A 14308-nucleotide genomic window follows, 5' to 3' on the forward strand; every position below is an offset into this window, starting at 1 on the left:
CGTCGGCGTGCCGCCGAAGCGGTCACGCAAAGTTACGAGAAGCCTGCTCAAGACGGGTCAACGACGCCGCTGGATCGAGCGCCATCCGGCATAGCTCCTCGTGCAGAAGGCTATACCCGAGCACATGATCGGCTTCCTCCAGCGCCAGTCCCATCGTGAGGTTATCCAGGTAAACCACGGAGGCGTCGGCGGCATCGGCGAAGTTGAGGATCACGTACGGGGTGCTCATCGCGGGATGCCCACCAACCGCGAATGGAAGTACCTGGATTGTCACGTTCGGTAACTGCGCGATGCGACTCATGTGGACCAGCTGTTCGGCCATCACCGCAGCACCGCCGACCGGGCGCAGCAGCACCGCCTCGTTGAGGACCATCGACAACTGGACCGGGTCCTCGCGGCTCAGCACCTCCTGGCGGCGCAGCCGGGCGGCGACCTTGCGCTCCAGGCCGTCCTCGCCCGCGGTGCGTCGGAAGATCTCCCGCGCGTACGCCTCGGTCTGGAACAGCCCGGGCACCGACTCGGCCTCGTACGAGCGCAGCGCCGCCGCCTCGGCCTCCAGCCCGACGTAGAACTCGAACCACTCGGGCAACACGTCGCTGTAGTTCTGCCACCAGCCGCGCTGCTGTGCCCCTCGGGCGATCTCGATCAGCGCCTCGGCGTCCGCACCGGTCACCTGGTACAGCGCGAGCGCCGCCCGGACGTCGCGCGGCTTGATGCCGATCTGCGCGTTCTCGATCCGGGAGAGATTGCTCTTCGACATGTCGAGCTGGCGGGCGGCCACATCGAGCGTCATGCCCTCGCGTTCCCGAAGCTGGCGGAGCTCCCTGGCGATGCGTCGACGGCGCACGGTAGGGCTGGCGGCGGGTCGGATGGCGGGGGAGGCGGTCACCGTCTGAGTCTGCCACGACAAGATCCGCAGGTCGCGCGTGCACGGAGTGCAACTATCAAATCTGGGAGTTGCGTTGCAGTAGCTGTCGGTGCATCCTTTCCCGGTCGCGATCACTGTGGACACACCTGTGTGGGAGGACCGTTGCTCATCGCCGACGAGTTCTTTCTGATCGCGCACAACGACAGTCGTGGCAAGGCCAAACTGCATCCGGCGGCGACCGGACTCGGGTTGGCGAGCGGGCTGCTCGGCGAGCTGCTCCTCTACGGACACATCACCGTCTCGTCCGGGCGGGTCACCGTCATCGACCGGCGACCGCCGGCCGACGCGCTGGCGCACACCGTGCTCGACCAGCTCATCGGCGAGTCCCAGCACCAGGAACTGCGTACCTGGCTCAGCTTCCTGGCGCAGAGCGCGACGACCTCGGTCGGGGAGCGGCTGGCCCGCGCCGGCGTGCTGCGCCGCCAGGAGAGCCGCCGGCTGCTGCGCACCTCGGTCAGTTACCTGCCGATCGACCTCAACGCGGTGGCCTGGCCGGCCACCCGGCTGCGGGCCCTGCTGGACCGGCCGGACCCACCGAGCGTGCCGGACGCACTCCTGCTGGGCCTGGTCGTGGCCGCGGGGCTGACCCGTGAGGTGCTGTGGAGCGCTGGCCCCCGCGCGCACCACCGGCTGAACGTCCTCATCCCCGCGCTGCCGGCACCCCTGAAGGAACTCGTCGGGCACACCGAGGCTGCCGTCGGCGCCGCCGTGCTGCGTGGCGTCCCGTGATCCCCCGGTAACCCCCTACCCCCTCCCCTCGACGACCGGAGTAGTCGTATGCCCCCGACATCGACAGTCGACCGACCCAGCAACGTCTCCGAAGCCCTGGCCCGAGGCCGTCTCGGCATCCCCTCGGTGATCTTCTTCGTGCTCTCCGCCGCCGCCCCGCTGACCGTGGTGGCCGGCGTCGTCACCACCGGCTACGGCGTCATCGGGGTGACCGGCATCCCGCTGGCCTTCCTGCTTGTCGCCGCGGTGCTCGCGCTGTTCTCGGTGGGCTACGTGGCGATGTCCCGCAGGGTGGAGAACGCCGGCGCCTTCTACGCCTACATCTCCCGTGGACTGGGCCGACCGGCCGGCGTCGGCGCCGCCTGGGTCGCACTGATCGCGTACAACGCGCTGCAGGTCGGGCTGTACGGCACCATCGGTGTCGCCGCCGAACCGGTGCTCGACCGGATCTTCGGCGGGCACCCGCACTGGGCCGTCGTGGCCCTGGTGGCGTGGGCGGTGGTCGGTCTGCTCGGCCTGCTCCGGGTGGACCTCAACGGCCTGGTCCTGGCCGCGCTGTTGATCGCCGAGATCGTCGTGATCCTCATCTTCGACCTGGGGCAGATCGGCAACCCGGCCGACGGTCAGGTCAGCTTCGCCGCGTTCTCGCCGGACAACCTCTTCGTGCCCGGGGTCGGCGCGGTGCTGGTGCTGGCCATCCTCGGCTTCGTCGGCTTCGAGTCCGCCGTCGTCTTCAGCGAGGAGAGCAAGGACCCGAAGCGGACGGTTCCGCTTGCCACCTACCTCTCGGTGGCGATCATCGCCGGGCTGTACGCGCTGTCGTCGTGGACCATGACGGTGGCCGTCGGGCCGGACCAGATCGTCGCGCAGGCCGGCGAGCAGAGCGTCGGGCTGATCTTCAACCTGGCCGCCGCCCAACTCGGCGACACCGCCGTCACCATCGGGCAGGCGCTCTTCCTGACCTCCGTGCTCGCCGCGATGATCTCGTTCCACAACACCACGGCCCGCTACACGTTCGCGCTCGGTCGGGAGCGGGTGCTGCCCGCGGTGTTCGGGCAGACCTCGGTCCGTACCGGGGCCCCACGCGCCGCCTCGGTCGCGCAGAGCGTCCTCGGTCTGGTGGTCATCCTGCTGTACGCGGTCAACGGCTGGGACCCGGTGGTCAAGTTGTTCTTCTGGGGCGGCACCACCGGCGGGTTCGGCGTACTGCTGCTGATCGCCACCACCTCGGTGGCGGTGATCGTCTACTTCGCCCGCTCCGGCGGCGGCGAGAACCTCTGGCGGCGGGTCGTCGCACCCGGTGCCGCAACCATCGCGCTCTTCGTGATCATCTGGTTGGCCGTCTCGAACTTCGCCAACCTGCTCGGCGTCGCGCCGGACTCCACCCTGCGCTGGGCGCTGCCCGCCGTGTACCCGGTGGCGGCCGTGCTGGGCATCGGCTGGGCGCTGGTGCTGCGCGGCAACCGGCCCGACACGTACGCCCGGATCGGCCTCGGCGCGGCGAGCGCCGCCGCAGCCGTCAAGCCGGAGGCGCCGACCACGGCGGAGGTGACCCGATGAGCGTGACCATCGAGCGCCTCGGGCCGGAGGAGACCAGCCTGGTGGCCAACCGGATCGCCGAGGCGTTCACCGCTCTTGAGGTGACGTACTGGCTGGTGCCCGACGCGAGCAAACGGGAGGCCGTGCTGGCGGGGGACTTCGAGATTCTGGTCGGGCACGCGATGCGGCACGGCATGGTGTACGCCACCGCGGACCGGGCCTCGGTCGCGGTCTGGTTCACGTCGGTCGGTGAGCCGCCCCCGCCGCCGGCCGACTACGACGCTCGACTGGCCGCCGCCTGTGGCGAGTGGACCGACCGGTTCCAGCATCTCGACGACCTGTTCGCGGCGAATCACCCGCATCCGGATCATCACCACCTCGCATTCCTGGCTACCGAGCCGGGCCGGCAGGGGCAGGGGCTGGGCAGCGCTCTGATGCGGGAGCACCACGCCTGGCTGGATGCCAACGGGATGCCGGCGTACCTCGAGGCGAGCAGCCCGCGCAGCCGGGACCTGTATGCCAGGCACGGATACCTGGCCGGTGAGCCGTTCCGGGTGCCCGACGGCACGCCGTTCTGGCCGATGTGGCGGGAGCCGGTCGGCCGGTGACCCTCCGCTGACGCTCGGAGGGGCCCCTTCCCAGGTGCGTCACGTGCGCGTGACAACGCGGGCACGCGAGAGGGCCGGGTCCGACGGACCCGGCCCTCTCGCATGAACCAACTACTCAGTACGTGCCGTCGAGCTGGCCGCGCAGCTTGGTCAGCGCCCGGGTCAGCAGCCGCGAGACGTGCATCTGCGAGACACCGATCTGGTCGGCGATCTGCGACTGGGTCAGGTTGCCGTAGAAGCGCAGCGTGAGGATCTTCTGCTCGCGCTCGTCGAGGGTGGCCAGCGCCGGGCCGAGGGCGACGCGCAGCTCAGCCAACTCGAACTCGCTGTCCTCGCCGCCGAGCATGTCGCCCAGCTCGGTGGCGCGCTCGCCGTCACCGGTCGGGGTGGACAGCGACACCGCGTTGTACGCGCGGGCGCCTTCCAGGCCTTCCAGCACCTCTTCCTCGGTGAGCTTGAGGTGGGCGGCGATGTCGGCGACCGTCGGCGAACGGCCGAGGGTCTGCAGCAGCGAGCTGTTGGCGTCGGAGATGGCCAGCCGCAGCTCCTGGAGGCGGCGGGGCACCCGGATGTCCCAGGTGCGGTCCCGGAAGTGCCGCTTGAGCTCGCCGATGATGGTGGGGATCGCGTACCCGGCGAAGTCGACGCCGCGGGACGGGTCGAACTTGTCGATGGCCTTGATCAGACCGACCGCGGCGGTCTGGGCCAGGTCGTCGGTCGGCTCGCCGCGCCCGCTGTAGCGGTGGGCCAGGTGGTTGGCCAGGGGCAGCCACGCTTCGATCGCCCGGTCCCGCAGTGCGGACCGGGACGGGTGGTTCGCGGGCAGCGCGGCCATCGCGTTCAGCAGGTCTGCGGCGCTGTCGGTGAGAGCGCGCGGGTCAAGTTTGGGGGTGGCCTTGGCAGCGGTGCTCCGCTGCTCGGTGATCGTTGGCGCGGTCATGGGTGGTCCTCCCTGCACCTCGTCCGCGGACAAAAAGGTGTGACGCTTTGGTTTAACTTTCAATGGGCCGTTCGGGACTCACCTTAACCTGATCGTCTCCCCGAAATCTAGCCGAAAGGCTGATGTACTTAAGGTGTGTTGAGCTACAAAAGGCGCAAACAGGGCAGAAGTTGAGCGGGTTGTGATCGCCCTTACCCCGTTTTCCGGCCATGCCCTGCCGCCGGTCGGCCACCCGCCTCGCCGGTCGGTCACCTCGGCTCGGCCGAGCGGTCAACATGAAATCCGACATCGGGGCAGGAGTGTCGCCTATCCGTCGTTGTCCCGCTGGCGGGACCCGCCGTAGCGTCGCGTGTACACATCCGGTTTTCGGAGGCACCGTGCTCGATCCAGCCGCTCCCCAGCTCGTCGTGAACAGTCAAACGCTCTTCTTCAGCTGGCTCCCGGCCGATCCGGACGCGGTCAGCGCACTGGTACCGCCCGGGCTGCGCCCCCGCCCCGACCGGCAGGTGTTCCTCAACCAGTACATCGTCGAGGACGAGACACAGACCTCCGGCTTCGGCGCGTACTCACTCACGTACCTCGGCATATCGCTGCTGGGCGTCGATGCGCCCGGCGGGCTCAACCCGGGCGGCTGGTGGACCACCTACGTGGCCTCCAGCCGGCGCGTCCGGGAGTACGCTGCCGCTCGCGGTGCCCCGGTGGTCACCGGAAGAACCCGGTTCGACCTCAACGGCGAGGACCTGCTCTCCGAGACGGAGATCGACGGAACGCCGTTGATCCGCGCACGGTGCCGAGTGGGGGAGACCGGCCATGTGATCAGCAGTGGCCACCACCGCTACTTCACGCGCCGCGACGGCCAACTCCTCAGCTCGGTCTACCCCTTCGTCGCCGAGCCGGTCGCCCCGTTCGAGATCGAGTCGGTGGAGTTCCTCCAGCCCGGGCATCCGATGTACGCGCTCCGCCCGGCCAACCCGCTGAGCATCGGCTTCGGCTACTACTCGCCGCGCTCCTCGTTCGCCTACCCCGGTGGGCTGAGCGTGCACCCGGTCGTCGACGCGGCGGAGCCGACCCGGTCAGCTCACCAGGTGCCGGCCAACCTCGCTCGCAGCGGCCTGCCGTCCGGGTCGTAGACCAGCCGGTACACCGGCAACGCCCAGGCCCGGGTGTACCACGGCAGCCGCTCGGGGCGGTGCGGACGCAGCCGTCCGGGTGGCCGCTCGCCGACCTGGCCGTCGTCGTACCACCGTTGCAGCGCGTCGGCGGCGGCCGTGACCGCCGCGACGGCGTCCGCCGGGTCGAGCAGGTCGGCGTCGTCCGCACCGGCCGGGTCACGGTCCAGGTGCTCGCGCCAGAGTCGCAGTCGCAGGTCCCGCGCGAAGGCCCGCGCGCCATCGCCCTGACCCGCGGGGTCGGTGGGCTCCCGCTGGTCGCGGGTGTCGTCGAGCACCGCGCAGGACAACTCGCTGTCGTGCGTCCAGGATCGGCGGTTGAAGTTGTCGCTGCCCACGCTGGCCCAGACGTCGTCGACCACGCACACCTTCGCGTGCACGTAGACCGGGTCGCCGGCGTGGTTCTCCACGTCGAAGACGTGCACCCGGTCCGGGGCGGCCCGCTCGCACAACGACAGCGCCTGCTCGCGCCCGACCATGTTCGGCGGCAGCGCCAGCCTGCCGTCCACGTCCGGGTGTCGGGGCACGACGGCGATCAGGTGCAGCTCCGGATTGGCTCGCAGCGCACGTGCGAACAGGTCCGCCACCTCGGCCGACCAGAGGTACTGGTCCTCCAGGTAGATGAGTCGGCGGGCGCGGCGTACCGCCTTGGTGTAACCCCGGGCCACGGTGCGCTCGCCGTCGGGTGCGAACGAGTAGCGCGGGCGGACGGCGGGGTAGGTGCGCAGCACCTGGATCTGGTGCGGCCCGCAGGCCGGCGGATCGGCCGGTTGCTCGGGCAGCGGGTCGGGGCGCAGGTCCGCGCCGCGCAACCGATCCCGCAGGTGGGCCATCGGATTCTCCGAGTCCAGTGGCATCGGGTCGGTCCAGCGTTCCCGGAACAGGGTGTCCAACGCGCCGACGACCGGGCCGCGCACCGCGACCTGCACGTCGTGCCAGGGCGGGTTGGGTCCGTACCGGGGGGACATCTGCACCGGCTGCGGGTCGCCGTGGTGCGCGGCGTCGTCGCGTCGGCTGTGGCACAGGTCGATCCCGCCGGCGAACGCGATGTCCCGTTCCGGTGCGCCCTGGTGCCGCAGCACCACGAGCTTCTGGTGGTGCGAGCCGCCGCGCCGGACCCGCTGGTCGAGCAGCACCTCGCCGCCGGCGGCTGAGATCGTCTCGCTGAGGTCGCGGTTCTCCACCTCGCTGTAGGCGAGCACGTCGAGGTGCGAGCGCCAGATCAGTCCCTTGACCAGCACGCCGCGTTGGGCGGCCTGGGCGAAGAGTTGGGCGACGGTCGGGCCGTCCGGGCGCAGCCGCTGGTCCGGGTCACCCCGCCAGTCGGTGAAGAACAGGTGGTCGCCGGGGCCCAGGGCCTCCACCTCGTCGACCAGTCGGTTGAAGTACGCGGCACCGTGAATCAACGGCTCAACGAGGTTTCCCGTGGTCCAAACGGGTAACCCAGACACCGGGTTGGCGCGTTCCTGCGCGGTGAGGAACCAGTCCTGCGACGGCAACGTCCAGCCCCCTGGAGGTCGGCAACGTCCTCACGGTAGGACCCCCGACGCGGGTCCGCACGCCAGCCCGGCGGACCGGTGATCTGGCCAACGCCATCGGAAGCGACGCGACAACAGCCCAGGAGGCCACACTATGCCCCGCGACACGACGAATCCCGTGACCGAGTACCGCGAGCCGGCGGTGGAGAGCGAACGGGGTGCGCTGGTAGCGGTGTTGGTGATGGTGATTCTGGGGGTCGCCGGGATCTTCGCGGTCTCCTGAGGCGGCGTCGGCGCCCCCGGATTGACCCGGAGGCGCCGACGCCGATCTCAGTGGTTGCGTGTGGTCAGGGCCGGGCGCCCTGACCGCCGGTGTGCGGCAGCCGCTCGGTGGGGATCACGCCGAGCCGTCCGGCCTGAAAGTCCTCGAACGCCTGGACCAACTCGTCGCGGGTGTTCATCACGAATGGGCCGTACTGCGCCACGGGCTCCCGGATCGGCTTGCCGCCCATGATGTAGAGGTCCAGTGCCGGGGTGTTGCTGTCCTGCGCGGTGTCGGCGCTGAAACGCAACGCGTCGCCCGGACCGTGCACCGCGAGCTGGCCGGTGCGCACCGGCCGCCGGTCGGTGCCGACCGTGCCACGGCCGCCGAGCACGTACACCAGGGCGTTGAAGTCGGGCTGCCAGGGCAGGTCGACCTGCGCCCCCGGCTGCACGGTGACGTGCGTGATGGTGATCGGGGTGAAGGTCGAACCCGGGCCGCGGTGCCCGGCGATCTCACCGGCGATGACGCGGATGAGCGCGCCGCCGTCGGGCGTGGTGAGAAGTGCCGACTCCCGACCCCGGATGTCCTGGTAGCGGGGCGGATTCATCTTGGCCGAGCGGGGCAGGTTGACCCAGAGCTGGGTGCCGTGGAAGAGCCCGCCGCTCACCACCAGGTGCTCCGGCGGCGCCTCGATGTGCAGCAGGCCGCTGCCCGCCGTCATCCACTGCGTGTCGCCGTCGGTGATGGTGCCGCCACCGCCGTTCGAGTCCTGGTGGTCGAAGACGCCGTCGATGATGTACGTGACGGTCTCGAAGCCGCGGTGCGGGTGCCACGGGGTGCCCTTGGGCTCGCCCGGCGCGTAGTCGACCTCGCCCATCTGGTCCAGGTGGATGAACGGGTCCAGGTCGGTGGTCGACACCCCGGCGAAGGCTCGACGGACCGGGAAGCCCTCACCCTCGAAGCCGGTGGGCGCGGTGGTCACCGTGCGGACCTTGCGGAACTTGGTGCTCTCGCCGAGTCGGGGCAGGCGCGGCAGGACAACGACGTTGTCGACGGTGATCGCGGGCATCGGGGGGCTCCTTAACGTGTGGCGTGGGTGGACGACGTGACCTGGGCCGCCCGCAGGCGGTGACCGAGTCGGTCGAAGACCCGGGTGAGGCAGGCGACCTCGGCGTCGTCGAGGTCGTCCATCAGGTGGGTACGCACCGATGCCAGATGGTGGGGTGCGGCTTCGGACAGGGCGAGCAGCCCGGCGGCGGTGAGCACAGCCTCGCTGCCGCGTCGGTCGTCCGGGCAGGGCTCCTTGCTGACCATGCCCCGGCGCTGCATGGAGGAGATCTGGTACGTCAGTCGGCTGGGCGAGAAGATGAGCCGGTTGGCCAGCTCGCCCATCCGCAGCCGCTGCCCCGGCGCCTCGGAGAGCAGGACCAGCACGTGGTAGTCGGCGAAGCTGAGGTCGCTGTCGGCGCGCAGGTCCTCTTCCAGCTGGGTGAAGAGACGCTGGCTGGCCTCGATGTAGGCGCGCCAGGCGGCCCCTCGGATGCTGTCCAGGCTCTCGGTCATGTCCAAGACCGTAGCACTCTTTCAAAATTTAACTAACGTTTTTGAGCGTTGCCTGCATCACGTTCTCGTAGGCCGTGTGCCAAGTCGTGCAGGTTTGAAGGAAGGTGGCGATAATTCAGAGGCGAGTGACGATGCGATGTGCCAGACTCCGGCCTCGTGGAACACGTGGAACTCACCACCGCCGACCTGCTGCTGCGCCCCTGGCGGGACGAGGACGCCCCAGCGGTGCGCGATGCCCTGCGCGACCCGGACATCGCCCAGTGGAACCCGCAGGGTGGCGATCCGATCGACGACGACGTCGCGCTGCTCTGGGTCCGCCGCCGGGCCGACTGGTCCACCGGCAGTCACGCCTCGATGGCGGTGACGTCGGCGGCCGACGGCAAGCTGCTGGGCTCGGTGTCGCTGCACCGTATCCACGACGGCGACGCCTCCATCGGCTACTGGACGGTGCCCGCGGCACGGGGGCGTCACGTGGCGGTACGCGCCGTCGTCCGGCTCACCGACTGGGCGTTCGCGGATCTCGGGCTGCACCGGGTGGAGCTGTGTCACGCGGTAGCCAACCCAGCCTCCTGCCGGGTCGCCGACCGGGCCGGTTACCCGGCCGAGGGGACGCTGCGCGAGTCGTACCGGTACGGCGACGGCCGCCGCTACGACGAGCACCTGCACGCCCGCCTGGCCACCGACCGCTAGTTCGCGGGCATCATTCGGTGACCTTGCGGAGGAACGTCGCGAGGGCGGCGTTGACGCGGTCGATCCGCTCCGGCTGGGGTAGCGGCTCGGGCATCGGGGGCCCGGCGTGCTTCTTGCCCCGCACATAGAGCGAGCAGGCCAGGTCGGAGCACATGTATGTGCCGACCGAGTCGCCCTGGCGGCCACCCGGGCCGGCCTTGCGGGCGGTCATCAACGAGACGCCGTCGCTGAGGTGCGTGGTCAGGCAGAGCGAGCACATGCTGCGCCGCACGCGCCCGATCTGGTGCGTCGCGGCCCGTAGCACCACTCCGACGAGCTTGCCGTCGGATTCGGTGACCAGGTAGGCCCGCTGCGGCGCCGCCGGGTCCCGCCAGCCGAAGAAGTCGAGGTCGTCCCAGGGGCGCATCTCAAGATCGTTTGGTACGGCCATCCGCTTCGCCTCACCCTGCGAGCAGTTGACGAAGGACTTGCGGATGGCGGATTCGGTTACAGCTAACATAGGTAGTAGCCTAGCCCTCTTAGGCAAACGATTATTAGAGCTAGGTTGGGGTGTGCTGCGTGGCACGTGCGGGGGTGACCGTCGAGCGCCTGGCGCTGGCCGCGGCCGAGCTGGCCGACGAGGTGGGCCTGGAGAACGTGACGGTCGCCGCGCTCGCGCGCCAGTTCGGTGTGAAGGACGCGAGCCTGTACTTCCACCTCAAGAACGCACGGGACCTGCGGGTCAGGATCGCTCTGCTGGCACTGGCGGAGCTGGCCGACCGGGTCGCCGCCGCCCTGGCCGGCCGTGCCGGCAAGGATGCCCTGGTGGCGTTCGCCAACGCGTACCGGGACTACGCGAGGCAGCACCCGGGCCGGTACGCCGCCATGCAGATCGACCTCGATCCGGAAACGGCCGCCACGAGCGCCGGCGTCCGACACGCCGAGATGACCCGGGCGATCCTGCGCGGCTACCGGCTCGCCGAGCCCGACCAGACCGACGCGGTACGGATGATGCACAGCATGTTCCACGGCTTCGTCAGCCTGGAGAAGACTGGCGGCTTCCGGCACACCCCGCGCACCACGGACGACTCGTGGACCCGCACCCTGGACGCCCTCGACGCCGTCCTGGCCAACTGGCCGCCACGCTGATGTGCGACACCGCGACGGCATAGGCTCGACGGCGTGGATGATCTGGAGCTGGCCGACTGGCGGGAGAGGGTGGCCCGGCTGTACCTGTCCGACGTCGACCTGACCGGGTTCCGCGCGGGGCGCGACGAGCTCTTCGCCACCCACCCGCAGAGCCCGATCCCGGCGGCGGACCGAGCTGACTTTCCCGGGGTGCGCTACTTCCCCGCCAATCCGGACGCAGTGGTGGAGGCACCGCTGCGGTCGGCCAGGGGCGAGCTGCGCGTCGACACGGGCGGTCCGGACGGCGTGGTCGCGTACCGACGGGTCGCGGTGGCCGAGACACCGTGGGGGCCGTTGACCCTCTGGTGGATCGAGGCGTACGGAGGTGGCCTGTTCGTGCCGTTGCGCGACGGCACCTGTGGCCAGGAGACCTACGGTGGCGGCCGGTACCTCACCGACACCGTGAAGGGCACCTTCGGCCGGGGCGTCGAGCTGCTGCCCGGCGACCGGGTCCGGCTGGACGCGAACTATCTCTACAACCCGAGCTGTGCGTACGACGACCGCTGGGCCTGCCCACTGGCACCGCCGGAGAACCGGGTCGACGTGCCGCTACGGGCCGGCGAAATGGCGTACCACGACTGAACGGCCGCCCCGGCGTACCGCCGGGACGGCCGGTCGATCGTCGCTCAGCCGGCGTTCGTGGCCGGGCTGGGCGTCCGGATCCGGGCCAGCAGCTGTCGGGCCTGGTCGGCGAGCTGCGCGTCGACGATCACCGCGTACTGGCCGGCGCGCAGTGAACTGGCCGAGGTGAAGTCGCGTTGCCCGCCCGTCATCGCGTGGGCGACCGCACCGAACACGGCACCCCAGATCGCGCCGATGACCAGCCCGACCAGGATCACGGCCAGCCAGTTGCCGACGGTGAAGATGCCGAACAGCAGACCGATGAAGAGCCCGAACCAGGCTCCGGTACCGGCGCCGAGCAGGCCGGCTCGGCCGGTGGTCATCCGCCCGAGCACCGTCTCCACCAGGGTGAGGTTGGTGCCGACGATGGCGCTGTGCTCCACGGGGAAGCGGTTGTCGGCCAGATAGTCGACGACCCGCTGCGCGGCCGGATAGTCCGGGTACGAGCCGATCGTCACGGTAGGCGGGCCGGTTTCCGGCCCGTGGCCGTCACCGGACGGCGTCGACAGCCGGCCGGCCGGCCCGGACGGAAGCAGGTCGCCACCTTGTGTGCCGGGCTGCCACGCTGCGGTGGGCCCCGAAGCTGACGTCATGAGCATCCTCCCTCGTCAGCGTCCCGGGTTCCCGCACACGCCGACCGGTAACGCCAGCGAGCACGCTGAGTGCTGTCCCTCCCTGGGAATGCACGCGGGCGGCCCGGGTAGGAAGGGAGGTGGAGAGCGGACAGATCAGCGACTACGGCTTCCTCGCCGACGGCCGGACTGCGGCGCTGGTGGACACCAAGGGCTCGGTGAACTGGTGGTGCCCGGGCCGGTTCGACGCCCCGTCGGTGTTCGGGCGGCTGCTCGACGACGACGCCGGGCACTGGTCGATCCGACCGGAGGGCGACTTCACCGTCGAACGCTGCTACCTCAAGAACACAATGGTGTTGCGGACCGTCTTCCGCACCCCGCAGGGGGACGTCGCGCTGACCGACGCGCTCGCCTTCGAACCCGGCTCGCGTGGCCACGACATCGGGATGCGTCCACCGCAGGTGCTGGTCCGGAGCGTGCAGGGACTCTCCGGTGAGGTGCCGATGCGGGTGCACTACCGGCCGCGCTTCGAGTATGGGCGCACAACCGCGTACCTGGTCGAGCGGGACGACATGCTGGAGGCCATCGCCGGGGCCGCACGGCTCACGTTCCGCAGCGACGTGCGGTTGGAGTGCGGCGACGGCGAGGCCGCGACGACCTTCGCCGTGCGCGCCGGCACGACCCACAACTTCTCCCTCGGGTACGCCCCGACGTACGACGCCCCGCTGCCCAAGGTGCCCGACGCTGATCAGACCATCGCCGACACCGTCGCCGGCTGGCAGTCCTGGGTCGACGAGCACGGGTACCCGGGGCTCTACGCCGATGAGGTGCGGCGTAGCGGGCTGGTGGTGCAGGGCATGACGTACCGACCCAGCGGCGCGGTGGTGGCCTCGGTGACCACCTCGCTGCCGGAGAAGGTCGGCGGGGACCGTAACTACGACTACCGCTACGTCTGGGTACGCGACTTCAGCCACACGCTGCGGGCGCTGTGGCGGTCGGCGTGCTTCGACGAGGTACGGCGGCAGTTCGCCTGGTTGGGGCGGGCGATGGGCCGGATCGATGACAAACCGGTGCCCATCATGTACGGGGTGCTGGGGGAGCGGGACCTCACCGAGCATCGCCTGGATCAGCTCGGCGGTTACCGCGACAGCCCGCCGGTGATGATCGGCAATAACGCGTGGCAGCAGCGGCAGAGCGACATCTACGGCGCCACCATGGACGCCGCATGGCTGATGCGCGACCAGCTGGAACCATTCGACCAGGAGGTCTACCACCTGCTCCGGGTGCTCGCCGACCAGGCCGAGCGGGACTGGAAGCTACCGGACGCGGGAATGTGGGAGGAGCGCGGAGTCCAACACCACCACGTGTCCTCGAAGGTGGAGTGCTGGGTCGCTCTGGACCGGGCGGTCCGCTTCGGCGACCGGCTCGGCGAGCCGCAGGACGTGGCCCGCTGGACGGCGGCCCGCGACGAGGTACGCGCGGTGGTGCTGGAGCGGGGGTGGAGCGACCGGCTCCAGTCGTACACCGGGATTTTCGATTCCGACGAGTTGGACGCGTCGGTGCTGGTGATGCCGCTGGTGGGGTTCCTGCGCGCCGATGACCCGCGGATGCGCTCGACGATCAGCGCGGTGGAGCGGCGGCTGTCGCACAACGGCCTGCTGCGGCGCTGGGAGGGCGACCCCGCGGGTTTCGTCATCTGTTCCTTCTGGCTGGTGAGTTGCCTCGCCTTGGGCGGTGAGCGGGAGCGCGCGCATGAACTGTTCCGCGAACTGGCGGGACGGGTCAACGACCTGGGGCTGTTCGCCGAGCAGATCGACACGTCGACCGGCGAGCAGTTGGGCAATTTCCCCCAGGCGTTCTCGCACATCGGCCTGATCAACGCCGCCGGCGTGCTCAGCGACGTCGAGCTGGACCCGACACTGCGCGAATGCGGCATGCCCCCCGCGCATTTCACCCCGACGCGTTCCGGTTCCGAATAGCGGGCCCTGGCGCTGTTCTCCTGGCGGTGGCGTGCCGTGGCGGCGGGGCCGTGGCCGTGC

Annotated in this window: 15 protein-coding genes; 8 read left to right on the forward strand and 7 right to left on the reverse strand. The window is 70.3% G+C overall.

All coding sequences use genetic code 11. The features are described 5' to 3' along the window. Positions 1 to 22: 22 nt before the first annotated feature. On the reverse strand, positions 23 to 847 hold the full coding sequence (locus JOD64_RS24540; RefSeq protein ID WP_307813984.1) for a helix-turn-helix domain-containing protein: 825 nt from the start codon (positions 845 to 847) through the stop codon (positions 23 to 25). A 183-nt stretch (positions 848 to 1030) separates the two neighbouring features. On the opposite strand from JOD64_RS24540, the gene JOD64_RS24545 reads away from it, so the two are divergent. The 3 genes from JOD64_RS24545 to JOD64_RS24555 are packed head-to-tail and all read left to right on the forward strand — an operon-like array spanning position 1031 to position 3804. Then, positions 1031 to 1657: a GOLPH3/VPS74 family protein gene (locus JOD64_RS24545; protein WP_204944387.1), complete on the forward strand. Its 627-nt coding sequence runs from the start codon at positions 1031 to 1033 to the stop codon at positions 1655 to 1657. A 48-nt stretch (positions 1658 to 1705) separates the two neighbouring features. Next, entirely contained in the window at positions 1706 to 3217 is a 1512-nt protein-coding gene (locus JOD64_RS24550; protein ID WP_204944388.1) for an APC family permease, read from the forward strand. Further along, positions 3214 to 3804 (forward strand): GNAT family N-acetyltransferase, encoded by a 591-nt coding sequence (locus JOD64_RS24555; RefSeq protein ID WP_204944389.1) that lies wholly within the window; start codon positions 3214 to 3216, stop codon positions 3802 to 3804. Before JOD64_RS24550 ends, JOD64_RS24555 begins: the two co-directional genes overlap by 4 nt. A gap of 115 nt (positions 3805 to 3919) precedes the next feature. On the opposite strand, the gene JOD64_RS24560 is transcribed toward JOD64_RS24555, so the two are convergent. Beyond that, a complete protein-coding gene (locus JOD64_RS24560; RefSeq protein ID WP_204944390.1) occupies positions 3920 to 4744 on the reverse strand; it encodes a SigB/SigF/SigG family RNA polymerase sigma factor in 825 nt (274 codons plus the stop codon). 377 nt (positions 4745 to 5121) lie between these two features. Between JOD64_RS24560 and JOD64_RS24565 the strand changes: the two genes are divergently transcribed. Then, on the forward strand, positions 5122 to 5874 hold the full coding sequence (locus JOD64_RS24565) for a hypothetical protein (RefSeq protein WP_204944391.1): 753 nt from the start codon (positions 5122 to 5124) through the stop codon (positions 5872 to 5874). Here JOD64_RS24565 and JOD64_RS24570 read toward each other — a convergent pair. The 3 genes from JOD64_RS24570 to JOD64_RS24580 all read right to left on the reverse strand — a co-directional run bounded on the left by JOD64_RS24570 (position 5823) and on the right by JOD64_RS24580 (position 9219). Next, positions 5823 to 7412 carry a phospholipase D family protein gene (locus tag JOD64_RS24570; RefSeq protein ID WP_204944392.1) on the reverse strand — a complete coding sequence of 530 codons (1590 nt, stop codon included), beginning with the start codon at positions 7410 to 7412 and terminating at the stop codon, positions 5823 to 5825. The genes JOD64_RS24565 and JOD64_RS24570 overlap by 52 nt on opposite strands. A 326-nt stretch (positions 7413 to 7738) precedes the next feature. Then, positions 7739 to 8725: a pirin family protein gene (locus JOD64_RS24575; protein WP_204944393.1), complete on the reverse strand. Its 987-nt coding sequence runs from the start codon at positions 8723 to 8725 to the stop codon at positions 7739 to 7741. A gap of 11 nt (positions 8726 to 8736) precedes the next feature. Beyond that, entirely contained in the window at positions 8737 to 9219 is a 483-nt protein-coding gene (locus JOD64_RS24580) for a MarR family winged helix-turn-helix transcriptional regulator (protein ID WP_204944394.1), read from the reverse strand. 156 nt (positions 9220 to 9375) lie between these two features. Between JOD64_RS24580 and JOD64_RS24585 the strand changes: the two genes are divergently transcribed. Then, a complete protein-coding gene (locus JOD64_RS24585) occupies positions 9376 to 9909 on the forward strand; it encodes a GNAT family N-acetyltransferase (RefSeq protein WP_204944395.1) in 534 nt (177 codons plus the stop codon). Between the two features lie 10 nt (positions 9910 to 9919). Here the strand turns inward: JOD64_RS24585 and JOD64_RS24590 are convergent, their stop codons facing one another. Then, a complete protein-coding gene (locus tag JOD64_RS24590; protein ID WP_204944396.1) occupies positions 9920 to 10408 on the reverse strand; it encodes an FBP domain-containing protein in 489 nt (162 codons plus the stop codon). Between the two features lie 59 nt (positions 10409 to 10467). Between JOD64_RS24590 and JOD64_RS24595 the strand changes: the two genes are divergently transcribed. After that, positions 10468 to 11037, forward strand: a complete 570-nt coding sequence (locus JOD64_RS24595) for a TetR/AcrR family transcriptional regulator (RefSeq protein ID WP_204944397.1) — start codon at positions 10468 to 10470, stop codon at positions 11035 to 11037. Positions 11038 to 11070: 33 nt separating this feature from the next. Then, complete coding sequence (locus tag JOD64_RS24600) at positions 11071 to 11658, forward strand: DUF1684 domain-containing protein (RefSeq protein ID WP_204944398.1); 588 nt, start codon at positions 11071 to 11073, stop codon at positions 11656 to 11658. A gap of 44 nt (positions 11659 to 11702) precedes the next feature. Here the strand turns inward: JOD64_RS24600 and JOD64_RS24605 are convergent, their stop codons facing one another. Beyond that, complete coding sequence (locus tag JOD64_RS24605) at positions 11703 to 12290, reverse strand: general stress protein (protein ID WP_204944399.1); 588 nt, start codon at positions 12288 to 12290, stop codon at positions 11703 to 11705. A gap of 119 nt (positions 12291 to 12409) precedes the next feature. On the opposite strand from JOD64_RS24605, the gene JOD64_RS24610 reads away from it, so the two are divergent. After that, positions 12410 to 14248: a glycoside hydrolase family 15 protein gene (locus tag JOD64_RS24610; RefSeq protein WP_204944400.1), complete on the forward strand. Its 1839-nt coding sequence runs from the start codon at positions 12410 to 12412 to the stop codon at positions 14246 to 14248. Positions 14249 to 14308: the final 60 nt, after the last annotated feature.

The sequence above is a fragment of the Micromonospora luteifusca genome, assembly GCF_016907275.1.
GTDB lineage: Bacteria > Actinomycetota > Actinomycetes > Mycobacteriales > Micromonosporaceae > Micromonospora > Micromonospora luteifusca.